The 20,422-nt window shown below is 61.1% G+C and carries 26 protein-coding genes; 12 read left to right on the top strand and 14 right to left on the bottom strand.

The window, feature by feature from the left end:
• Window position 1: 1 nt before the first annotated feature.
• Together GNX95_RS33255 and GNX95_RS33250 are read left to right on the top strand one after the other, a co-directional pair.
• The gene (locus GNX95_RS33255) at window positions 2-415 is read left to right on the top strand and encodes a hypothetical protein (protein ID WP_163511612.1); all 414 of its coding nucleotides are present in this window, start codon (window positions 2-4) and stop codon (window positions 413-415) included.
• Window positions 416-776: 361 nt separating this feature from the next.
• Window positions 777-1,055 (top strand): hypothetical protein, encoded by a 279-nt coding sequence (locus GNX95_RS33250; RefSeq protein WP_163511611.1) that lies wholly within the window; start codon window positions 777-779, stop codon window positions 1,053-1,055.
• Window positions 1,056-1,110: 55 nt separating this feature from the next.
• Here the strand turns inward: GNX95_RS33250 and GNX95_RS33245 are convergent, their stop codons facing one another.
• Window positions 1,111-2,610, bottom strand: a complete 1,500-nt coding sequence (locus GNX95_RS33245) for a DUF6119 family protein (RefSeq protein ID WP_163511610.1) — start codon at window positions 2,608-2,610, stop codon at window positions 1,111-1,113.
• Between the two features lie 471 nt (window positions 2,611-3,081).
• Between GNX95_RS33245 and GNX95_RS33240 the strand changes: the two genes are divergently transcribed.
• Window positions 3,082-3,636 carry a class IV adenylate cyclase gene (locus tag GNX95_RS33240; protein ID WP_163511609.1) on the top strand — a complete coding sequence of 185 codons (555 nt, stop codon included), beginning with the start codon at window positions 3,082-3,084 and terminating at the stop codon, window positions 3,634-3,636.
• Here the strand turns inward: GNX95_RS33240 and GNX95_RS33235 are convergent.
• The 11 genes from GNX95_RS33235 to GNX95_RS33185 form a co-directional block, all read right to left on the bottom strand.
• A complete protein-coding gene (locus GNX95_RS33235) occupies window positions 3,633-4,436 on the bottom strand; it encodes an endonuclease/exonuclease/phosphatase family protein (protein WP_163511608.1) in 804 nt (267 codons plus the stop codon). The genes GNX95_RS33240 and GNX95_RS33235 overlap by 4 nt on opposite strands.
• Window positions 4,437-4,454: 18 nt before the next feature.
• The gene (tmk, locus tag GNX95_RS33230; RefSeq protein WP_163511607.1) at window positions 4,455-5,072 is read right to left on the bottom strand and encodes a dTMP kinase; all 618 of its coding nucleotides are present in this window, start codon (window positions 5,070-5,072) and stop codon (window positions 4,455-4,457) included.
• Window positions 5,062-6,171, bottom strand: coding sequence for a radical SAM protein (locus GNX95_RS33225; RefSeq protein WP_163511606.1), 1,110 nt, complete (start codon window positions 6,169-6,171; stop codon window positions 5,062-5,064). Before GNX95_RS33225 ends, tmk begins: the two co-directional genes overlap by 11 nt.
• A gap of 230 nt (window positions 6,172-6,401) precedes the next feature.
• Entirely contained in the window at window positions 6,402-6,809 is a 408-nt protein-coding gene (locus GNX95_RS33220; protein WP_163511605.1) for a hypothetical protein, read from the bottom strand.
• Window positions 6,802-7,269, bottom strand: a complete 468-nt coding sequence (locus GNX95_RS33215) for a hypothetical protein (protein WP_163511604.1) — start codon at window positions 7,267-7,269, stop codon at window positions 6,802-6,804. The genes GNX95_RS33220 and GNX95_RS33215 overlap by 8 nt, the downstream gene beginning before the upstream one ends.
• Window positions 7,247-7,384 (bottom strand): hypothetical protein, encoded by a 138-nt coding sequence (locus tag GNX95_RS33210; protein ID WP_163511603.1) that lies wholly within the window; start codon window positions 7,382-7,384, stop codon window positions 7,247-7,249. Before GNX95_RS33210 ends, GNX95_RS33215 begins: the two co-directional genes overlap by 23 nt.
• Window positions 7,385-7,544: 160 nt before the next feature.
• Window positions 7,545-7,880: a hypothetical protein gene (locus tag GNX95_RS33205; RefSeq protein WP_163511602.1), complete on the bottom strand. Its 336-nt coding sequence runs from the start codon at window positions 7,878-7,880 to the stop codon at window positions 7,545-7,547.
• On the bottom strand, window positions 7,873-8,256 hold the full coding sequence (locus GNX95_RS33200; protein WP_163511601.1) for a hypothetical protein: 384 nt from the start codon (window positions 8,254-8,256) through the stop codon (window positions 7,873-7,875). The genes GNX95_RS33205 and GNX95_RS33200 overlap by 8 nt, the downstream gene beginning before the upstream one ends.
• A complete protein-coding gene (locus GNX95_RS33195; protein ID WP_163511600.1) occupies window positions 8,253-8,516 on the bottom strand; it encodes a hypothetical protein in 264 nt (87 codons plus the stop codon). Before GNX95_RS33195 ends, GNX95_RS33200 begins: the two co-directional genes overlap by 4 nt.
• Before the next feature lie 237 nt (window positions 8,517-8,753).
• A complete protein-coding gene (locus GNX95_RS33190) occupies window positions 8,754-8,942 on the bottom strand; it encodes a hypothetical protein (protein ID WP_163511599.1) in 189 nt (62 codons plus the stop codon).
• 34 nt (window positions 8,943-8,976) lie between these two features.
• Window positions 8,977-9,225, bottom strand: coding sequence for a hypothetical protein (locus tag GNX95_RS33185; RefSeq protein WP_163511598.1), 249 nt, complete (start codon window positions 9,223-9,225; stop codon window positions 8,977-8,979).
• A gap of 146 nt (window positions 9,226-9,371) precedes the next feature.
• Here GNX95_RS33185 and GNX95_RS33180 point away from each other — a divergent pair, with 146 nt between their 5' ends.
• The 9 genes from GNX95_RS33180 (at window position 9,372) to GNX95_RS33140 (ending at window position 18,177) form a co-directional block, all read left to right on the top strand.
• The gene (locus GNX95_RS33180) at window positions 9,372-10,277 is read left to right on the top strand and encodes a helix-turn-helix domain-containing protein (RefSeq protein WP_222854101.1); all 906 of its coding nucleotides are present in this window, start codon (window positions 9,372-9,374) and stop codon (window positions 10,275-10,277) included.
• Window positions 10,270-10,482 carry a DUF397 domain-containing protein gene (locus tag GNX95_RS33175; RefSeq protein ID WP_163511597.1) on the top strand — a complete coding sequence of 71 codons (213 nt, stop codon included), beginning with the start codon at window positions 10,270-10,272 and terminating at the stop codon, window positions 10,480-10,482. The genes GNX95_RS33180 and GNX95_RS33175 overlap by 8 nt, the downstream gene beginning before the upstream one ends.
• Before the next feature lie 174 nt (window positions 10,483-10,656).
• Window positions 10,657-11,103: a pyridoxamine 5'-phosphate oxidase family protein gene (locus tag GNX95_RS33170; protein WP_163511596.1), complete on the top strand. Its 447-nt coding sequence runs from the start codon at window positions 10,657-10,659 to the stop codon at window positions 11,101-11,103.
• An 83-nt stretch (window positions 11,104-11,186) separates the two neighbouring features.
• Complete coding sequence (locus GNX95_RS33165) at window positions 11,187-11,405, top strand: hypothetical protein (RefSeq protein WP_163511595.1); 219 nt, start codon at window positions 11,187-11,189, stop codon at window positions 11,403-11,405.
• A 60-nt stretch (window positions 11,406-11,465) separates the two neighbouring features.
• Window positions 11,466-12,035 (top strand): hypothetical protein, encoded by a 570-nt coding sequence (locus GNX95_RS33160; protein ID WP_163511594.1) that lies wholly within the window; start codon window positions 11,466-11,468, stop codon window positions 12,033-12,035.
• 10 nt (window positions 12,036-12,045) lie between these two features.
• Entirely contained in the window at window positions 12,046-12,450 is a 405-nt protein-coding gene (locus GNX95_RS33155) for a hypothetical protein (RefSeq protein WP_163511593.1), read from the top strand.
• A gap of 503 nt (window positions 12,451-12,953) precedes the next feature.
• The gene (locus GNX95_RS33150; protein ID WP_163511592.1) at window positions 12,954-13,328 is read left to right on the top strand and encodes a DUF5663 domain-containing protein; all 375 of its coding nucleotides are present in this window, start codon (window positions 12,954-12,956) and stop codon (window positions 13,326-13,328) included.
• Window positions 13,329-13,336: 8 nt separating this feature from the next.
• Window positions 13,337-15,637 carry a P-loop NTPase fold protein gene (locus tag GNX95_RS33145; RefSeq protein WP_163511591.1) on the top strand — a complete coding sequence of 767 codons (2,301 nt, stop codon included), beginning with the start codon at window positions 13,337-13,339 and terminating at the stop codon, window positions 15,635-15,637.
• Complete coding sequence (locus GNX95_RS33140; RefSeq protein WP_163511590.1) at window positions 15,634-18,177, top strand: amidohydrolase family protein; 2,544 nt, start codon at window positions 15,634-15,636, stop codon at window positions 18,175-18,177. The genes GNX95_RS33145 and GNX95_RS33140 overlap by 4 nt, the downstream gene beginning before the upstream one ends.
• A 726-nt stretch (window positions 18,178-18,903) precedes the next feature.
• Here GNX95_RS33140 and GNX95_RS33135 read toward each other — a convergent pair.
• Both GNX95_RS33135 and GNX95_RS33130 read right to left on the bottom strand, forming a co-directional pair.
• Window positions 18,904-19,260, bottom strand: a complete 357-nt coding sequence (locus tag GNX95_RS33135) for a hypothetical protein (RefSeq protein ID WP_222854100.1) — start codon at window positions 19,258-19,260, stop codon at window positions 18,904-18,906.
• A 137-nt stretch (window positions 19,261-19,397) separates the two neighbouring features.
• Entirely contained in the window at window positions 19,398-20,408 is a 1,011-nt protein-coding gene (locus tag GNX95_RS33130) for a DNA-methyltransferase (RefSeq protein ID WP_343035052.1), read from the bottom strand.
• Window positions 20,409-20,422 lie beyond the last annotated feature (14 nt).

Here is a 20,422-nt window from a genome sequence, read left to right as displayed (position 1 = left end):
CATGCTGACCAAACGCGGTGTATCGCTGGGCCTCGACCAGGAGTCGGCCAGGCGACTGCCATTCTGGCGCTCGACGCTGGTATTCCTGGCCATGCTCATGGCCGTCACCTTCGGCGCCTCCACGGCAGCCCAAGCCGACAACTTTCCGCAATACCAAGTCGTGGGTACCGGTGGCATCGGGGTTGCGTACCGCTCCGTCCCGTGGGGACCTGGCGAAGGCTACGGCGCGCCCGAGGGCGCTTGGCTGACGTTGTACTGCTACTACCCGTACGGCGACCCGGTCGGCTCCAACGGTAACCGCGTCTGGTGGAACATCTCGTACGGCAACCGCGGTTTCTGGGTAGCCGACCACTGGCTCAGTACGCCGGCACCGGTGAATGGACGGCCGACAATCGGGTTATCGCAGTGTCAGTGACGCAAGGCCAGAGGGCGGCGTCGGTGGCACATCGGCGTCAGCAATGAGCCGGCGGCGTGTCCTGTGGCTGGGGGATCAGCGGGCGCGCCGCTGTTTTGTTGACCCTGCTAGCAAGAGGGCGCATAATTTTTCCTGGTAGGGCCCGGGATCCGGGCAACAATAAATCAGGTGCACTGTTCGACCGCCACCGCGGCCACCAAGCCGGCATCGCCCCCCCCGCAGATTTGCGGAAGGGTTGCGCTTCGACGCTGGCTTTTCTGTTGCTTGGCAAACGTCGGACGGTCAACGCCCTAGCAGGCAAGTGCGGGGACGTGGGGAGGCACACCCTACCGCCAAGCAAACCCTAAACGAGGTACAGGCAATGCCTACCACCCCCAACACCCCTGAAGACACCCAAGCAACAATCATTGGCGACGCTACCGTCGAACCTGGCAAGCACACGACGGTCCCGGTTGGCCCCTTCGGCTTAGCGGTCACCCCACCAGACCTGGTGTTCCGGCTCAGCGACGACACGCCGAAAACTGCCATCAGTACGAGCGTCGAGCGCGTCACGAAAGGCCAGCAGTACACCCTAGTAGCGTGGATATGGAACTTCGATACGCAGCCGCACACCGTTACCGTTGTGACGTTGCCGGATTGACAAGCATTGGTTTCGCGCACGCTGCATGAGCCTGACGCTGACGCTGGCGTTCAGCCTAGCTCTTGGGCCGATGGCTCAACTTGATGACCGGCCGAATACCGAGGTCGCGCGCCTTCCGCGCCCAGTTGTCAATCTTCTGCTTCAAGATGATCGAGCCGCTAGCGCGCAGGTCCGTCAGTGGTCTCTTCGCTTCGTAACCAAACCAGAGGCAGTAGCTTGTAAAGTCCGGGATGTCGTTGACGTTGGCGCGGTTGCGAATCAGTTCCAGGACGTTGAGCGCCTGGTCGCAGACATAACCGAGTTTCTGCGGGGTGCCAAACTTAACCGCATAGACGCAGCCATCGCGGCTGAGATCCCACGCCTCCACTGGCGTGCTCGATCGGGTCTTGAATATCGAGAAGTCCTTGTCGGCGACGGCGTACCCGGCACGCTTAACTGCGGCGGAGATGTTGAATGCCGGCTCACCGCCAACGATCTTGGCGAACTCAGCTTCGACGGGCTCCATGTCGATGGCGGCGATGCTTTGGTCGAGGAACTTCAGGTAATCCTGGTTGAATTTCGTCCACTGGCCGCCAGTTAGAAGGACCTGCTCGTCATCGGCAATGAAGTCGATGGACTCTTTGAGTGGCTTGGTGTACGGCGTAGCGTCGTCGGGCTCGTGATGAATCCGAATATTCAAGATGGAATCGCGGCTAATTTTGTTGACCTGGATGTAGGTGCGGAGATCCTGAATCGTCAGATGGTCGTAGGTGGTTCGTGGCCCGCCACCGCGACAGCTCACGACAAATTTGCCATCTTCGTTGAAGATGAAGTCCACACCGTAGAGGTCATAAGAGTTGTGGGTAAGCTCGGATGTCGCGGCGTCACTTGTCAGCTCATCAAGCAGCAGCTCATCGAAGTGTGCGATCTCGTCCTCGTCCTTGATCGTGGTTGTCCGCGGCAGCGGAAACTGCTCTGGCTCGGCGAGCACATCAACGAGATCAGTCAAGAGCTTACCAATCTCGCTGGTCTCAATGTCGGGTTGGAGCAGGGCCGACGTACCGAACTTGCCCGCCACCCCAAAGCGTTCACGCTTGGACGTAACGATGCCCATCTGGAGGTACTCGACGGCCTCGCCGCTTTCCACGTCCAACGGCGTGTCCGTCGCATAACTCTTGATGTCCTTCTTACGGCGCGTCTGGTATCGGCGCGACGCTGTTTGCCGACTGTCGTTTTCGTCCGCTATTCGTTTCGCGAGCTCGATGCCGAAGTCATAGTCACAGTACGGACGGATAAAGAAGTGCGTCTTGCCGAAACTCAGTACAAAGCAGTCTTCTTTTCGGGTGAAGATGAACGCCGCGAAGGCGTTGCGATTTAAGGGCAACTGCTGGCCTTCAAGGTAGTCACGAAACGTCTCGGCCCAGCTGACCTTGCGCGCTGGGCCAGCCGAGTAATAGAAGGCTCCGCGCCAGCCGGCCTGGGACTCGCGTTTGGTGACGACCATGCCGCTGTCCATGAACTTCTTCCTAAGCGCCTTCACGGCAGGCTCTGGAATTCTGAAAAGGTTCAGTTTCATAGCTGTGCACCTTCATCTGTCTTGCGTCAAGACGTATCGACCAACGAAGTCGTAAGCGAAGTGTGCGCTCCGTCAACGGTCACTTGCAGACAGTTGACTGAATGTTCAAGCATCTTGTAGCCGGAAGGCTGGCCCGCTCGACAACATCTTTTACTCATCGCTAAACATTGGCCACTAATTGACAGCCGGCTCCAGCGGCAACGGCCCTATCGGAGCGCGCGACGCCTCCCCACCAGCAACGGAGAACCGGTGGGCGCCGTGAGGACTTCGCGAAAAAAACGTGACACGCCTTCAGTCCGTCGAGCCGTGGTCGGACTCTTAGCCCACATGTGTAGGCACCATCGACGCCGCGCCCATCCCGCCTCATTGCCACACTCAGCCTTCCGGAGCGTGTCCGGCTCCCCGTCCCACACCCCCGCTTCCGGCTTGGCTAACCTGACGCAAACGTGCCGGCGATCTTGTGGGGAGCCAATGCCCATCCAGCGGCGTGAGATCGAGGTCAAGTACCGCCTCCACGACACCGCGGCCGCTGTCGACCAGCTTGCCGGCCACGGCTTCCACCTCTCGCCACCGGTTCACCAGGACGACCAGGCGTACGCCGAGCCTGGCTGGGACTACGGCCAGCCCAAGCTCGGCGTGGCCTTCGCGCGACTTCGTACGCAGCTGGGCCGCCACCTCTTCACCCTGAAGAAGCCCCAAGACAACGAGATGGCCTGCCTGGAGCACGAAACTGAGGTCGCTGACCGCGATGAGATGCACGCCGCGCTGCTGGCCATGGGCTTCCGGCCAACCGTCCGCATCGTGAAGTCGCGCCGCACCGCGGCCCGCGGCGACTTGTCGCTGTGCCTGGATGAAGTCGAGCACGCCGGCTCGTTCCTGGAAGCCGAAACCGTCGTACCGCCGGGCCGGCCCGGTCTCGAAGTCCAAGCCGAGCTCGACCGCTTCGTACGCTCGCTGAACCTCGACGTGGAGCGCACCACCGACACCTACGACTCGCTGGTCCGTGCCGCGTTGGTCTCGGCCTAAAACAGCCCGTCGCCGGCGGCAGTCGGGTCGCTGGTCTCCAGTCGCTCCACCTTGGCGATCTCCAAGCTGAGCGTCACCGCAGCGTGGTCTGTCAGCCGCTGTTCGCGGGTCTCGTGCAGGTACGCACAGCCGGCGATGCTGCCGCCGAGCTTGGCACCGACGTGGAAGTAGTCGTACCGGTAGCCGTCGTTCGTCCGACCAATCCAGCTGTACGCCTGCTCACCCGGTGAGCACCGCGCGTACGCGTCGACGAACCCGTGGCTCTCCAGCGTCTCCAGCAGTCCGAACTCGAACGGCAGAAACCCCGCGTGCAACGGTTGGTGGTCCCGCGCGATGACGTTGTAGTCCCCGCCGACCACCAACCGCTCGCGTAGCTCGTCCGGCAGTTTGTCCAACCCCGCCAGCAGCGAGCTAATGAACCGCTCCTTCTTCTCGATCTTGTCTACGCTGCGGTCCCGGCTCGGCACGTACACCCCGAGCACCGCCGTACGCGGCGTGGTGGCCAGCTCGACGCCGGCCACCCGCCCCGGCAAGCTGACGCCGCTGGTCAGCTCATCCAGTGTCCGTTCCACCTTGACCCGGCTGACCACCGCCGTGCCGCGGTCGCCGCTGCTGTCGGCTGCGTACGCCACCGCGAAGCCCGCAGCACGAAACTGCTCCAGCAGGTACGCCGTTCCCGGCCCGCCGCTGGTCTCAGTCAGGACGAAGACATCCTCCGGCCGCGCCGCCAGCCACCCCAGCAGCGCTTCGGCCCGCTGTCGCGCGGCAGCCCCGATGTTGACGGTCAAGATCGACAGCATTGTCGCTCCTCCGGCGAGCTACTTCGTGAGCAGGTGAAGATGTGTGACGATACGGTGCGCAATCCGCGCTGGCGTTTGACCCCGGCACTTCACGATGATTTGCGTCCAGCCATGCGCCTGCAGGAACTCGTACGCCTCGCGGTAGAGCCGCAATTCTCGTTCTGGCGAGCCGGCCGTTTCCAGGCGCGACCGCTGCCGCCGCTCAGCCAGTCGTACGGCAATCCGTTCGGGGCTCTCGCTGAGGTACACCGACAGGTCCGGCCGCCGAACGTAGCGGTTGTAGCTCCAGATCTCGGCCACGGACATGCCATCGAGGCGTTGCAGCACCAGCGACGACTGCACATAGCGGTCTGACAGCACGTACTGGCCGGCGTCAACGGCGGGGCCAACCTCTCCCTCCAGATGCGCGTACCGGTCGGCGGCGACACCGAGCGCCAGCGCGCGGCCCTGCAGCGTGGCTTCACCCGAGCGCAGCAATCGCCCCAGCGGCGTAGCGGACGGTTCCGTCGTCGGATGGACGGACAGGCCGCGCTCCCGGAGCTGCGCGGCCAGCTCGGCGCAGACGGTGGTCTTGCCGACGCCGTTCGGTCCCTCGATGGCCACGAACAAGCCGCGCACATCGGTCTTACTGGTCACTTGGTCTCCGCCCAATTTGCAGCAACGGTTGTCTGTTTGGCAGCGGACACTGCTCGGTGTCAACTTCGCCGATACGCAGCCCGCGTGAGATGAGTGCGGCTGGACATCCCTTGCCACATGCGCTATTCAGGCCACACGCGGTGCAGGTAGCGTTCGTTCCCATCCGCAGACGGCTCGCCAAGTCATATTGGTCGAGCGCATGCGCGACTTCTTCATTGAGAATGTTGCCGACCAGAAACTCACTGTCGGCGTACGGCGACTGCGGTGTCCGTGCCGCAAAGACCAAGTAGGGACAGATCGCGGTGGCGCCGTCGGCGAAGACGTAGATCAGCTTACCGGCGTCGCAGCCGGCCAGTGGCTTGTCCTCGTTGGGAAACCGGATATGCACCAGGTCGAGACCGCGCTCGGCGAAGCGCTCCGTCACCGTACGGATGGCGCGCATCTTGTCGGCGTTGGCCGCCAGCCGGCCTTGACTCTTGACGCCTCGCCCAAATGAGGACAGCGGATTCATGAGCACGTACTCGGCGCCGACCTCGACCGCGAACTCACACAGCGCGGCGAACTCGTCCACGGCGGTCAAGGCGTTCGGCGTCGACAACAACCCTTGCAGCAATCCAGCTGCTGCGAATTTCCGTGTCGTGTCTACGGTCGTCTCGAACGAGGCCTGGTTCCCGCGGAACTTCCCATGGCTTTCCTGCCGGAAGCCGTCGAAGCTGACGTTGACATGCACGTTGCCTAATTGCTCCAAAAACGAAATGTCGTCATCGCTGGTCTGTGTGGCGTTGGTGCAGATGCCGAGCGGCAGCCCCGAATCCGTCACGGCCGTGCAGATCTCGCGCAGCTGCGGATGGACAAAGGGCTCGCCGCCGGTCAAGGTGATGCGCTCCACGCGCGCCGCCTGCAACCGAGGCAGCACCTTGCCGGCAAAGTCGTCGAGCGCCAGGTGCTCACCCCAGTTTCCTGACGATACAAAGCAATGCGCGCAGTGCAGGTTGCAGCGCTCGGTGATCTGCACCAGCGCCTTACGGCCGTCGCCGGCGACCGACGTACGGAAATAGCAGGAACTGGCGTGCGTGTCGATCAGCAGGGATCGCTTCATGGTGCGTACCTTTCCGAACTCCGACAGGAGTTCTCGCAAATCGAGATGGATGCTCGAAATGCCAGCGCCTGAGCTTGCGGAAGAACCTCCGGGCTCATGCCACCCCGCGACAAAGCGGCACCAGCACCGGAGGCCTCCCCAGCTCATCCGCCGACCAGATCCGCTGCCCGTGGGGTTCAAAAGCAGCGAACATCCCCACCCAGCCGGCAGATGAGACTTTCGCCGGCCAGCTAATCCGGCCGGATGCGCGGCAACCGCATGGTGGCCGTCCCGACCGGCGTCACCGTGACCGTCATCGAGCCGTCGTCGCGCAGCTGCACCCGTGGCTTCGGCTGGGGCGACTGCCGGTGGCTGCGCGGCCGCGGCTGGCTGGTGTCGAGCACAACCAAGCCCGTGTCGGACTTCGGCTTGGCAGCTGCGCACGAGTCGAAGTCGGCCAGCCGCAAGCCGGCCGCCACGATGACTTCTTCGGCGTGCTGGTGGATCTCACACGTCCATGGCTGGCAGCACCGCCGACAAATGCTCTTGCCCTTGCGCGAAATCGGCTGGTGCTGTTGCAGCTGCTCAATCGCCGTCTTGACTAGCTGCGGCGTCGCCGTCAGCAGGGGCCGTTCCTCGGCCGGCGGCTCGTCAGTCACGGCAACCATCCACCAATGAGGCGTCGTCGTCCAGGTTGTTTTTTCCGTACGACGCAATGAATGTCGCCGTGTCCAACTGCAGGAGGTACGAGGCCCAGCTCTGGCAGGCGTGCGCCGCCAGGTCTTCGCCGTACGCGGCGTAGTGCCGAGCCACGGCCAGGTAGATGGCGCGCTCGCGCTGCATCATCGCGTGCAGCTGGTCGGTGGCGGTCGTCGAGCGGTCTCCGCCATCCCGAATGCTGGCCAGGAGTTCGTTCTGCTCGACATGCACTGCCAGCAGCTCACACCAGCGGCGGCGCAGAAAGCCGTGCCCGTCGACCAGCACATCCGGCCGGCCGCGAATCCATTCCGCCACCTGCCAGCGCCACCGGGCCACCGGACTGCCGAACCTGGCGTGCAAATGCCGCTGTGCCACCGGCCCAACCGACACCAAGAATTTAGGCATGGTCGTCATCGCCATCGGGCAGCTCGCCATCCAGCAGCTTCCGGCAGCCAAGGCACGTCCGCATCGAGGCGTTGTTCGTGACGAAGATTCCAGCCATAAAGCCGAGCAGCAGAAAGAAGAACGCATCCATGAGTCGTCCTTGACACTGGAGGAATGAGAGGTACCAACGCCAGCACGAATACCGTGGCCGGCTAGGCAAAGCAGGCCACTGCTCGCCGTCTCCGTGCTGGCGTTGGGGGCTAGCTGCCGCCGTTGCGGTACGGCCGGCAGCGAAGCGGCTGGTGGTTCGTTCACGACGGTTCGTCCAAAGCGTCGGTTTCGTACTGCGCCAGCCACAGCTGCTCGACGTACCGCTGGGCATCGAACTGCCGCAGGTGTGCCGCCCAGCTCCAGTGCACGTACGCGGCCGGGACATCGTCGTCGCGAGCCCGTAGTTCACCGAGTTGTTGGCAGATCTTGGCTTCACGCTGCACCAGCTGGTGCAGTTGGGCGGCCAAGGTCGGCAGGCTGATGCCTTCGCCGACGCGAGCGCGTACGGCGTCCTTGTCGTCAAGGACATCCAGGAGCTGGTTGGACAGTGCGGCGTAGACGCGTCGCGCCAAGGTGGACGACTTGCGCTCAGTCACGCTGGCCACCACCAAGCGAATCCTCTGCCAAGTCCAGCCAGGTCTGCTCGACGTATTGCTGCGCGTTCACTGTTCGCAGGTGGCCGGCCCAGGCGTCTGCCAGAAAGGCCGCGCACAGGTCGCCTTCATCCGCCCGGAATCGGCTCAAGCGTTGGCAAATTCTGGCTTCGCGTTTCAGAAGCCCGCTCAGTTCACGAGATAACGCCAGCCAGTTGCCGTCGCGCTGTCCGACGCGGTTAATGACCGCGGCCTTGGCCACGACGACCGCTTCTAGCTCGTCTGAATGCACGAGGTAGCGCTCAGCAGCCCCGACGCGGTCGCGGAACCGACGCCGGTGCCAGAACGGGACGACCGTTCGGCGACGAGGGGCGATCACGCCGGCATCCCCGCCTGCAACGACGTACCGAGCAGCTGCTCCGCCACGCGCTGTCGCTCATACCGCCGTAGCCGCGTCACCACCGATGACACGGTGTGCCACTGGCGTACGCCGTGGCCGACGTCCAAGGCCATAACCGTCTGGCCGCAATCACCACAGCAGCCACCCAATAGCTCGACATGGCCTTCGACGACCGGCACCGCGTCAATGCGGCTCGGCGTCACCACCTCGTGCCGCTCACAAATCTGCACGCGGCTCATCCCTTCACGTTCAACGAATGGGAATGCGGCTCATCCGGCCGCCCGAAAAGTTCAATGAGTGGTGCAAAGTTCTCGGACCCGGCGCGGTCGCTCAGCCCGCCAAGCAAGCACTGGCAGAACCAGCACCGAGCCGCCACCAGAAAGACCTTCGTGTCCGCCGGCACCCAGAGCTGGAGACCGACGCCGGGGACGTAGCGGTCGTACGGCTGGTGGTGGCCGTGGCGGCAACGCATGCAGTCAGATCTCCGTCCGGCCGCACTGCAGCACGTTGGACATGGCCTGCCATTCACCGATGCGTTCCGGCGCCTCGCGCTGGCCCAGGCCCAGCAAATTGGCGCCGCAGCACTGGCACCTGGCCCCGATGAGTTCGACATGCACATCGCCGACCCAGACCTCAAGTCCAAGACCGGGCAGGTAGAAGCCCATGGGCCGGTGCTCCCGGCTGGCACAGCTGTGCATGTCAGATCAGGGAGTTTGGTGAGGCCGGGAACTTCCGGCAGATGTACTCGGTGACCGTTTCCCAGGCCGCGGTGGGATCACCATCGGGCTTGCAGAGCATGCGGCCACAGCGCACGCAGCGCACCAAGGCCAACGTCTCGTGCGGCCGGCAGATGGCGCCGGCCGATTCGCCGGGAACGTGGGTATGCGGGCGATACACGGCGTCCTCCGGGTTTGTGACGACCAACACGCCCTGATTGAACCGCGCCACGCACCGTCATGGCAATACCCAAGTGAGACATGCCCAAAAAATTGATACCTGAGATACCATGCCCATTGAACCCTTGGTCATTTGCCTTCCCGAACGGTGGGCATGTCTAATTGGGCGCGGCACGCGCCCATAAAGAAGGAGGCGGTATGTCGGAAAGCGTGGTTGGCGCGACAGTCCTGCGCCGGGAGATCGCCCGGCGTTTTGAGGCACTGCGCCGCCAGGCCGGCCTGACGCTGGAACAGCTGGCCAAGGCCGTCGACAAGGGGCGCACCACGATTCAGCGCATCGAGGAAGGCGAGGAGAGCGTCCGCTTCCGCGAGGTCGACGTACGCGCCATGCTCAAGGTCCTCGGTGCCTCGCCGGAAGAGACCGAACTACTGGTGGCACTCACGGCCGAGACGCGCAACAGCAAGAAGACCAGCTGGTGGCAGGCCTACAACTCGACGGCCTTACCGAGCTGGTTCAAGCTGTACGTCGCGCTGGAAGACTCCGCCGAGACCATCTCCAACTACGAAGCCGAGGTGGTGCCCGGTCTGCTGCAGACCGGTGCCTATGCCGAGACGCTGTTCCGCATCGTCTCGCTTCACCCCGATGACGACGAGATTGAGAAGCTGGTCAAGGTACGCCTGGAACGACAGTCGCTGCTGACCCGGCCGCGGGCACCACACCTATCGGTCGTACTCAACGAAGCCGTCGTCCGGCGCCCGATTGGTGGCGCGGCAGTCATGGCCGAGCAGCTCCAGCACCTCCTGGACATGATGCAACGTACCTCGATCTCGGTGCGCATCGTGCCGTTCAGCGTCGGCGCACACGGCGGCGCGGCCGGCTGTCCGTTCAGCATCCTCAACTTTCCGATCGACCACCGGACACGAAAACCAATCGAACCGCGCACGGCCTACGTGGAGACTCTGACTGGGTCGCTGTTCTTCAATGACCCCGACGAAGTCGAGCAATACCAGCACATCTGGCAGAACCTGGAGGCCTGCGCGCTCGACCAACAGGCATCGGCCACACTCATCAGAGAAGCGATAGAAGGGCACTCCCGTGAATGACCTGAGTGGCGCAACCTGGCGCAAAAGCACCCGCAGCAACGGCGCCGGCGGCAACTGTGTCGAGGTCAGCGATTACCTGCACGAACAAACACTCGTACGCGACAGCAAGCTCGGCGTAGCCTCGCCCGTTCTGCACTTCAGTGCGGCGGACTGGCGAGCGTTCATCGACGGCTTGCAGACCAGCCAAGGTGGCTTCCGGGCCTGAGCAATCATCGACGCACTGCGCCTCAGCCGTTTGGCTGGGGCGCCGTTGTTTGCTCGATGACTGTAGCCGCATCACTCGGTCAATCCCGCCAGTCACAGGACGATCGCCCCTGCCGCTGCATACCCGTTCATACACAGACTGTCCCAACCTGCTTTCCAACGTTGGGAACGTGCCATGCATGACAGCAATGGCCTTGAACTGCTTGACCATGACCAATGCCTCGATCTGCTGGCTACGCAGCCAGTGGGCCGGATCGTCTATACCCTTCGCGCCATGCCGGCCGTCCTGCCAGTCACGTTTGCTGTGCACAACGGCGGCATCGTCATCAAAACCAACGCCAGCAGCCGCCTGGCCAAGGCCACCCGCGGCGCGATCGTTGCCTTCGAGGTCGACGAGTACGACCAAGCCGTCGAGCGCGGCTGGAGCGTGGTCATCATCGGGCCGTCCGAGGAAGTCACCAAACCGGCTGAACTGGCCGCCATCCGCAGCTTGCCGCTCAAGCCCTGGACGACGTACCAGCGGCAGACCTTCATCAGCATCCGGCCCCATGTCGTCACCGGCCGCCGACTGCGACAGGCTACGACCAGCGGGTCTAATGGCCGTACACAGTCTGCCTGTTGAGTTGCGGTCAGCCGTCATTCGGCGTGGCCGACCACACCTTTGACCACTTGTTCAGGCGCTGGCCTCCGAGGATGGTGGCGGTCATGGACAGCTACACGAATCTTGTGGGCTGGGACCGCCTCCAGCTGCCCGAGCGCGTCAACCTACGCCGGGGCTGCGCGATTGCTCACCGCACGGTTGCCGATACACAGCTGGCCTTGTGCGGTGCCGTACTTCAGGTCGTGACGCCACAGCTCGACTGGTTCGACATTCCGAGCGTGCACCGCTGCCGAGAGTGCAGCCGTGTACGGATGGCCGCCTGACACTTGCCAGCTGTGCCGTTCTAGTTACAGGCTGCTCGGCCGTCAGGCACCATGTCCGGTATGCCAGACGAGAGCTTGGAGCAATCCTTCGCCAAGCTCCAAAGCATCCAGAACCGCTACCGCGGCATGCTGCTCGGCCAGGAGCGCAACGACTGGTGCAACCGGACGGCCAGCGATCTCCAGAAGTACGTCCCGTGGGTCTGGTCGCAACGTGAGCAGAAGTGGGTACAAACCACATGCATGGCCGCCCTCGTTATGACTGACCTGGACGGTAGCAACGAACAGCGGCTCATCACGGCCAGCGGCAAGCGCGGCCGGCCGCCGGCTGAACTGCGCGAGATCATCGAGCACTACCAGTTCGAGCAGGTGCCACTCGACGACGAATGGATCCACGCCGAGGTACGCGGGGTGTCGTTCGTGAAGCGCAGCGGCAAGCAGCTGCAGGCCATTGGCGCCGGGTTTGAGGTGTGCAACCCATGCGACGACCTCATCCGAGCCGAGGGCATCAAGCCGGCCACCATCACGAAACGACAGGCCGACGCTCTACGGAGCCAGCGCAAACGGCCCGGCGGTCTCGGCCCGTATGATCCACCACCACGCCCGTCAGGAGGTCCGAAACATGGTCGCTAGCCGGTTGCGCATGCTGGCCGCCGAGCTGTGGCAGCAGCTGCAAGCCGCCGATGCCGCAACGCAGCGGCAGGTGGCGTACGCCGTAACCACCATGGCGATGGATGCTGCGCCAGTTACGAATGGGCGAGCGCAGATCGAGCACGCCTTCAGCTTGGGTGCCTACGGCGAGACGGAGTTGCGCACCTGGCTCAAAGGCATGCGCGACGCCGCGGAGGCGGCCAGCTGGGAAGCCAAGGAGCTGGACAACAACGAGGCCGAGGCCGACCGGCAATGGCGGCAGGCACGCGGATACGAGACGGCGTACTTGGCGCTGTTGAGCGACGCGGCGGAAGCTGCTGGCGAGGCAGTGTACGAAGCTGCGGTATTGGTTGGAGAAGAGCAAGTCACCGCGCGGGCGCAGCGTATTTTGGCGTAGCGTGCGTGACAATATGTCGGCGGTGTACAGGCCTCGGATTGGTGCCTTCGGTGTGGCTAGCCGCAGTCACCAGGAATCGGGTTACATGGCTGCGCGTTCCGCCGGCAGCGTTCGATAGGAAGTTTGCTCGACGCCGAGCTTTGGGGACCGGATGCGGGACGCGATAGAGGCTAAAGGCCCCGAGCCGCCCACGCGTTCGGCTGATATTTATGGCAGTTAACTTCAGCGGCGTCAAGCCGCCGGCATTTCGAGACACCGCCGCGCGTCGTTAACCTTCAGTGCATACATGATCACCGTAACTTCTCGGTGCCTTCATCATCCAATCGGTCCCGATTCCTCGAATCTTTAGGCAAAAGGCACATGACCCCACCGACGCACGAGGACGATCTGAGAAAGCCGGCCATTGAGGTATCGACATCACAACGGCCCTGGGGACGACTCAGGTTCGATAGCCGACACCGCGCGGCGACGTTAGATCGAAACGTGACAAAAGGGGGTCGAGTATGAAAATTACGCTTGACAACAATCTCTTGATTGAACTCGGTCTCTCACGCTTGGAAGCACGCCAGAAACGGGAAGTACTGGAGCGTTTCAACGACGTGCTCGAACTACGAGTTGGCAGTCGAATCTACCGACTAATGAGCGACGACCAGGTCCACGAGTTTTCTGCTATTACGCATCTCGACGAGGAGGACGCCTCACCGAATAACAACCAAGAAGAAGGAGCTACCTGGCTCGCTGGCGTAGTGCCAGAACACGAAATAATCGTGTCTCAAGAGTTTCAACATATGAAGAAATACATGCAACAACGTATACCGGCGATAATTGCCGACCACGACGGCCCTCCTAGTGAATCTAGCAAAACCAGTAGGAAGTGACGCTCAAGATGTCCAATCCCCATCAGATGATGCCACTGCCGGAACCGCACGCAGGACACGTCGCGCAGGTTCTTGCCACCATTGCCCGATCACGAAAAGAACTGGCGGCGTGGCACAATCGTCGTGACTTCTCCACAACGATGCTTGATAGGAGAAGTGAGTCGGTCATCGCCATCACTGGGCGGCGAGGCGCCGGAAAGACCACCGTTCTGCACAGCATCTGTTCCCAACTCCAGACCAGGAAGGACATCGTTCTCTCGGTTATACGACCGGAGTTCTTCTCGGCGAACGACTCAGTCTTAGGCATGGCCCTCGCTAGCCTTGAGCGAACACTCGGCCAGAAATACGAAGGCTTACTTACACACGCCATCGACGATGACACAACAATATCAACGGCACTTTACAGACTTTTCCGCAGAGCCAGTATTGTTGGGGCACGGGAGTTAGGATACGACCGTCCTCTTGCGCAGTCGCTAGACAATATTGCGGACGACTTCGTCCGCTCTGCGTCAGCAGGCGCTGCGTTCATCGATCAATGGTCGGAACTCGCTGGCCGTGTATTCAGAGAAATTGGCGATGGACAAGGCATCTTGATTGTACCAATCGACGATGCCGACTTAACGCCAGAACTTCTACCGAGAATACTCGTTGACTTGCGGATACTTACCTCCGCCCCTGGCGTTATCTGCCTCGTATGTATTGATATAGATGAGGCTAGATTCGCCTTGGGTGAACACTATCTTCGAGCCTATCCACACCTGGGCAGCGATGCCGCGTACCAAATGGAACTTCAGCAACGGTTGAATGGAATAATCGAAAGCCAGCTGGCCAAAGCGATACCGCCACAGCGCCGGATCACCATCCGCGAGCTCTCCTTGCGAGAACGGCTCGCATACTTCCCTCTAAACACGCCGTCCAGTGAACCGCTCCTGGACTTGCTGGCCAGGTTTTCACTGCCAGCCGGAGGCGCACCTGCAACAACACTAGCAGAGCTATTTACACTCGGCGACAAGGACCAACCGTCCCCATACGCACGCTGCCTCTCGTCTAATCCGAGAGACTTAGAAAGTCTGCATTTTCAGCTTCAGAAGGCCAGGGCGGAGAGAGCAGACCTAGGCGCGCGGCTTGCAGTGCGTGCCATACTGGAGCATGGGCTCCAATTTGGTCTCCGCAATTCGCCGGTATCTATACGAGCATCGGATTTGATGACCTTTGATCCTTCTTTCGGCACCAATACCTTACGTATCGACTTTGAAAAGATTGGACTTGCCCTGCATCGCCCTTCCGAGACTCTTACCCTACCTACCCGCAGCCTACCCTCTGGTTCCGAGATTGCACTCGGATTACTTAGCGAAACCGTCGGAACGCTCAGTGAGAGACGTGGCGGAGAGCGCATGTCCGCGCGCATCGACGTCGCAGCTACGAACTCGCTCCTCCTCGCTCGCGAGTTCAGCTATTCCCAACGACTCGTGGACGAAGAAAGTATTGGTGGCCTTCCTAGCAAGGGCGGGATGAACGGCTCTAACGCTGTCCGTGTGAGTCTCGGCATGGAGCGAGTCGACAACCTCCTGCTTTTGCATCCGGCATGGGAGGGCCATTACGACTACTTTCTCGTATCAAAGGCATGGGCAGAAGTACATCAGGCGGTTCGAATAGCCCGGACTTCGGCAACAGACCATAAGAGTATAATTGCCGCCGCGACACTGGAGTGGTGGAGAATACATGCGCACATCCAACGCGAGCGGACATTACCGTCATCTCTCGGCGACATCGTGCGTAGCTGCGCGAACGCAGGTGCACTTGAAGCAAACTTCGAATCCGTGTGGCGGAGTATCGAGCATCTGTACAGGAACGAGCTAGAACGGAACGAAGAGCGCGCCAGGGACTTCGTCTTCTGGGTGGAAGTGTACCTTCTCTTCATTTGTCATCCCGCTATCTGCCCACGCTGGTTTACTGAGAAGCTACTGAAGTCTCGGCAGAGGATGGTCGACCAATTCGGACGAGGACCTATCGCCAATTCGCGCCTTGCTGCGCGCATGTCCGAACGGCTGCGAAAGTCGACCCAGGCATCCTGGATCGTTCCGTTTATTGAGTTGACGAAGTTCTTCGACGAATCAGTTGCTTATGACATAGAGCGCCTGCACCGAGCGGCACAGGCCGAGCGTCAACGCGCCCTGGCCGTACGCATTGGCGAGAGCTCGGTAAGTACAGCAACGGATATGTCACCTGACCAGGACGCCCTACACTCGGCGGCAATTGTGGCGTTACGTGAACTGGAAGCTGACGCGAAGGCAGAGCCAAAGCCATGACCACAACTGGCTTCAGCAACGGCGCACAGGTTGACTTCGTCTTAAATGTTACCAAGCATGCGTTCTGTATTACCGAATCACTAAACATCGTCGGCGACCTACAAGCTGACTGGTTCGCCGAACTTGCCGATGCCCTCGCAGGTGCACATGGCGTCAACGCTGCAACTGTCACTGAGAGACTTACGACGTTGGCGGGCGAGATGCGTCCCGGGCCTGCATGGATACAGCTGCTGAAGTTCGCTGTTCTGAGCGTTCGTGACTACATCGATCCCAATGACAAGGCCCGCAGCAGCTTGGATCCTTTACGGAGCCTTCGCAGAATTATGCCTTATGAAATAATCGAGCTTGTGACGCGCCAATCTCGCGCAGACCTCCTTAGGAGCTTCGCGCGGGAGGAGGTCAAGCAGGTGTTTACGTCCGGCGTTGCCGATGCACACGTTCATTCCGGCGGTGCTACACCGCTGTGCACCATGCTCGACCTCGTATTTGCAAACATTGCAGGGCACATACCAGCCGCATTGGGAAACGCAACAACTCCCCGCGAGTCAGATAAATCTGATACAACACTCCGGATTCCCGACCTCGGCGGTCACGACGCTGCTGAGTGGACAACTCGCCACCTCTATCCACTCGTCTTAGCGTTGAGCTGGGTCGCAGCGCTGTTGAGTCGCTATGCCATCGACTGGCGTGAGAACGCACGACGTTACGGCGGCCCGCCTGGGAACTGGGCGATACAAGGGAAGCTCTGGGTAAAGACGGCGCAACTCGTACGCAATCCCGAGATGATTACGGTCGGGAGGCTGCGGCCGTACTGGGAGGGGCTTAGCAGGCTGCAAATCGCAGACTTCGAACCCCATTTTGCTAATTTAAAACTTGCACTCCGGAAAGCAATTGAGGATCCCGGTAAAGTATCGGATCAGGCGACCACAACCCTACTCAGAGGTGTGGCGACAGCCATCTGTATTTTACACAGCTCGATGACTTCCCCGCTTTCAAGTAATCTGGCTACATTTTCATCGCGCTTCAAGCTACAACGCGACTTTCGAAAAATTCATCTATCAAGCAACAGACCGTCGAGTGACTGGGAGCTGCCGGGCGTCTTGAGGGTAGCCAAAGCGCTTGATCACCTTAGTACTAATACGCTTCTTACAGCCGTAGAGTTGCGAAAGACGATCAAGATGCCGACCCCGAGCCCTACACGTCCCGCTGAAGCTGAAATCATTGACGACGTTACAGAGCACCTACGGGGCATCTCTGCGTACATGCGCGAAGAGGGGAACACTCCCACTGTTTCGGTACAGATGCCGATTGGCTATGACCGAACGCAACCGACAGTGAACGAACCTGCTACAACCTCGCAGGGCGTTCGACATAAGACTCAACTATTGAGCGCGCTAGCGCTTTCGCAGGGTATCGCTCAAGTTCTGCGACGGGAGCCGACGCTGCGTCGATTCATAGGAAGCGTCGACGTGACCGGGCCGGAGCAGGAGACGCCTAACTGGGTCTTCGCAATCGCCTACCAATACTTAGATACTCTGGTAAGAGGGCATCTGCCGAACCTGGCGCCTCTTAGCTATGCCGTTCATGCAGGCGAATACTTTGGCAGCCAGCTACAAGGTTTGCGGCGGATATCGGAGGCGACGACCTTCGGCGTTCCTGTAACTCGAATCGGCCACTGCTTAGCACTTGACCGGAGTCGTAAACACAGCGGTGGCGAGAGATATTCTTATCGAGGCGGTGACGTACTGAACGACCTTTGTTGGGCGGCAAGTTTCGCGTCAAGAAAACAAATCATGCTCACGAAGAGCGCCTCGACAAGTCTTCGTCATTGGCTCGGTCAGGCTAGCGAATTTGTGTTCGGAATGGCAGTTCCACAGACAATCTTGGTCGACTGGTACGACAGCCGGTTCTCAATGGGGGCACTCGCTAGAGTCGGCGTAAACAGCCTGCAAGCACCTAGCCTTGATTACCCTATCCGATGGCATCCCGCCATCGAGCGACAGATTCCTTTGGACCACTCGACGCTAAGCGACACCCTGCTTGCCGCGGCAACATTCGAGTGCAGCTATACGTGGCGGGAAGGTGGACGGGTCCACCAGATCTCATATGCGGATCGAGAGGAGATGAACTTCGGCGCTTCAGAGATCGACCGTCTCTCGGACGAACTATACGAACAACTTCGCCCTCACGTGGTGCGAGACCTAATTGCCGGGGGCGATGATGGGCGCCCAATCATTGTTGAGTCATGCCCATCTTCAAATCTAGCCCTGGGCGGATACGGTAGTTTCTGGGAGCACCCACTCAAGAAGTTCCTCGATGAGGGACTGCACTGCACGGTGAATACCGACGACCCGGGAATATTTGTTTCGTTGATTGAGGAGGAATTTATTGCGTTGTTCGGAACCTACAGATTCGACCTCGATGAGATTCGCGAGTTGATACAGAGAGGATTGTCCGAGACCGCTAAGGGCATGGCGCCAGCCGGCGAAAATGCTGCCTATTATTTTGGACTCCTTGACACAGTAAGACGAACCTTCTAGTACCATCTGGCGTGATCGCACCAGGCAGCCTGGCAGCAGCGCCGCTCGGTCTGCCACCACACTCGTTTGAATGATGACGCCATTGATGGGGACAGGTCGTCTAGCGTGTGATCAAGCACTGTAGTAGCCGCCCGACGCACGGCATTGTTGCCTACCGCAAGAAGATCGCGCCAAACAGCCAAACCTGCGGAAGGGTCGGAAATTGCCAATCGGCCAAGAATATCGATAGAACGAACCTGACATCGTTCGTCATTACTCTGTATAAGACGTTCACATATCGCCCGAGCGAGTTCGACAGGGCTTGGCGCGGGAGTAACGCCAGAATGCTCATCGGGATGCGACATTGAAGATGCTCTCGGAGCGCAACAGATGAACTCGCTGTTGATGAAGTCATCTATCTCAGCGGCCAAGTACTCTTTGGCCGAGTCGGTGGATCTAGGTAAACCTTGATATTTTTCTGGTGTGCCCATTTTGACGCCTCCTAACCTACTGGTCAGTAATAACACACTTTGACTTCAAGATCAAATGTGAAGAGTCGGCTGCTCCGTTCGACGTAGGTCGGCTGCCGAGGCACATTACTCTGCGGGGATCCGAAAGTCATTCTCAGCCATCTTCGATGCCGAACTTTCCAAGTGGTTCAGGCTGGGAGCATCCGCTCAAAGAGCGAAAGCCCCCAGCCCGTCATTCGACCACCTCCCGGCTACTCAGCCCGAGCAACGGATGTGTCTAGCCGTTGCCCGGCGAGCCCTCCGGCTTAGCAGTCTTCCGTCCCGAACTCGGCTTGCTCAGCGGCCGGACGACAGTGTCGTCCGTCTTCGCTGTCGGCGCCTCCGCCCCAAACAACGACTGAATCGCCGACTGCTGCGCCATGGCCTCGCGCTGGATCTCCTCCAACGCCGCCTTGGCCTTGGCCGCAAAGCCTGACTCGGAACGCTTGTACTCGACGTAGTGCTCAACCGCGCGTTTCACCGCGTCGGCGAGCGACATGTCATCGAGTTGCGCCACCAGCGCAAACTGCGCATGCAGTTCGTCTGACAGCTTTACTCCCAGCGTTTTCACGCCGGAACGGGCAGGATCGGTCATGACCGATACCTCCTCGGGGTGGTGCGGCCCGCAACCACAGCGTCCAGTCCTGTGACCAGACACCTTCACTGGTTGCGACAACCCGGCGTTCGGGTGACCGCAGGCTCCCGAGGACGAGAGCCAAGAGGTCTGACGGCTTACGCCGCCGCGGCCATACCACCCCTTGGTTGTCCGCGTGCTGCTGCGATCCGCTCCTCAGCGATCTCCGCGTATGCCGGATGCAGCTCGACACCGAGCCAGTCCCGCTTCAGCCGTTCCGCCACGACGCCGGTGGTGCCACTGCCCAGGAATGGGTCAAGCACCAGGCCCAGCTCGCTTCCCACGCCGGCACCGCACCCGCACGTCGGCAGCAGCTTCCCGCGCCGCGCCGGCTGGCCAGCTTGCCGAATCGCCAACCGCCGCCACGGCAACCTGCACCGTACGCACCGCGCTTCCGGACACCCCGCCAGGATGGCTCGCTCCACGAGCTTCGGCGAGAACGTGGCAAAGTGCTGTCCCTTGAAGCCCACCGTGGGCAACCGCCACACGTCGCCGGGGTTCTTACCTAGCGGATGCCCGACCACGCCGGCGGCCTGGAGCTTGGCCAGCCCGGAACCGCCGTCGCTGTTCGGCCCGCGCCAACTCGCCGGCACGCTGTCGACACCCGGCTGGGCCGTCGACCGCGGTGGCCGTACCACACTGACATGCGGCTGCCGGATGGCGTCCAGGTCAAAGAAATACCGCTTTTGCCGCGCAAACACGTACACAAACTCGTGCGTCGTACTCAGTCGGTCGCGTACCGGGCTCGGCATGGGATTCGTCTTGCTCCAGATGACCTTGTTGCGCAGCGTCCAGCCATCTGCCACCAACGCCGCGGCCAACCGTTCCGGCGCCAGCAGCAGACTCTTCGGTGGCGCGCCTTGCTTGTCATGCAAGCTGTAGCTGTCACCGAGATTCAGCCAGAGCGTGCCCGTCGGCACCAGCACCCGCGCCACTTCCGCCATGACCTTCCGCAGCATGCCAACCCACGTCCCGACATCCGGCTCCAGCCCGAACTGTCCTTCAATTTGGTAGTCCCGCAGCCGAAAATACGGCGGACTGGTCAAGACTATGTCCACGGAGGCATCCGGCAACCGGAACAGCTCGGCCCGTGCGTCGCCAACCAGCACTGTGTGGCGTGGCA

It is taken from the genome of Fodinicola acaciae, from assembly GCF_010993745.1.
Taxonomy (GTDB): Bacteria; Actinomycetota; Actinomycetes; order Mycobacteriales; family HKI-0501; genus Fodinicola; species Fodinicola acaciae.
Note: the sequence above shows the minus strand (reverse complement) of the source record. Positions and strands in the feature narration are given on the sequence as shown.

Bases quoted from the DNA above. Each gene is read 5' to 3' on its own strand.
- GNX95_RS33150 (WP_163511592.1), top strand. From the start codon at position 12,954: ATGAAAATTACGCTTGACAACAATCTCTTGATTGAACTCGGTCTCTCA.
- GNX95_RS33210 (WP_163511603.1), bottom strand. From the start codon at position 7,384: ATGGATGCGTTCTTCTTTCTGCTGCTCGGCTTTATGGCTGGAATCTTC.
- GNX95_RS33245 (WP_163511610.1), bottom strand. From the start codon at position 2,610: ATGAAACTGAACCTTTTCAGAATTCCAGAGCCTGCCGTGAAGGCGCTT.
- GNX95_RS33170 (WP_163511596.1), top strand. From the start codon at position 10,657: ATGCATGACAGCAATGGCCTTGAACTGCTTGACCATGACCAATGCCTC.
- GNX95_RS33155 (WP_163511593.1), top strand. From the start codon at position 12,046: ATGCTGGCCGCCGAGCTGTGGCAGCAGCTGCAAGCCGCCGATGCCGCA.
- GNX95_RS33160 (WP_163511594.1), top strand. From the start codon at position 11,466: ATGCCAGACGAGAGCTTGGAGCAATCCTTCGCCAAGCTCCAAAGCATC.
- GNX95_RS33250 (WP_163511611.1), top strand. From the start codon at position 777: ATGCCTACCACCCCCAACACCCCTGAAGACACCCAAGCAACAATCATT.
- GNX95_RS33135 (WP_222854100.1), bottom strand. From the start codon at position 19,260: ATGACCGATCCTGCCCGTTCCGGCGTGAAAACGCTGGGAGTAAAGCTG.
- GNX95_RS33195 (WP_163511600.1), bottom strand. From the start codon at position 8,516: ATGAGCCGCGTGCAGATTTGTGAGCGGCACGAGGTGGTGACGCCGAGC.
- GNX95_RS33235 (WP_163511608.1), bottom strand. From the start codon at position 4,436: ATGCTGTCGATCTTGACCGTCAACATCGGGGCTGCCGCGCGACAGCGG.
- GNX95_RS33165 (WP_163511595.1), top strand. From the start codon at position 11,187: ATGGACAGCTACACGAATCTTGTGGGCTGGGACCGCCTCCAGCTGCCC.
- GNX95_RS33225 (WP_163511606.1), bottom strand. From the start codon at position 6,171: ATGAAGCGATCCCTGCTGATCGACACGCACGCCAGTTCCTGCTATTTC.
- GNX95_RS33140 (WP_163511590.1), top strand. From the start codon at position 15,634: ATGACCACAACTGGCTTCAGCAACGGCGCACAGGTTGACTTCGTCTTA.
- GNX95_RS33255 (WP_163511612.1), top strand. From the start codon at position 2: ATGCTGACCAAACGCGGTGTATCGCTGGGCCTCGACCAGGAGTCGGCC.
- GNX95_RS33180 (WP_222854101.1), top strand. From the start codon at position 9,372: ATGTCGGAAAGCGTGGTTGGCGCGACAGTCCTGCGCCGGGAGATCGCC.
- GNX95_RS33215 (WP_163511604.1), bottom strand. From the start codon at position 7,269: ATGGCGATGACGACCATGCCTAAATTCTTGGTGTCGGTTGGGCCGGTG.
- GNX95_RS33145 (WP_163511591.1), top strand. From the start codon at position 13,337: ATGTCCAATCCCCATCAGATGATGCCACTGCCGGAACCGCACGCAGGA.
- GNX95_RS33190 (WP_163511599.1), bottom strand. From the start codon at position 8,942: ATGGGCTTCTACCTGCCCGGTCTTGGACTTGAGGTCTGGGTCGGCGAT.
- GNX95_RS33240 (WP_163511609.1), top strand. From the start codon at position 3,082: ATGCCCATCCAGCGGCGTGAGATCGAGGTCAAGTACCGCCTCCACGAC.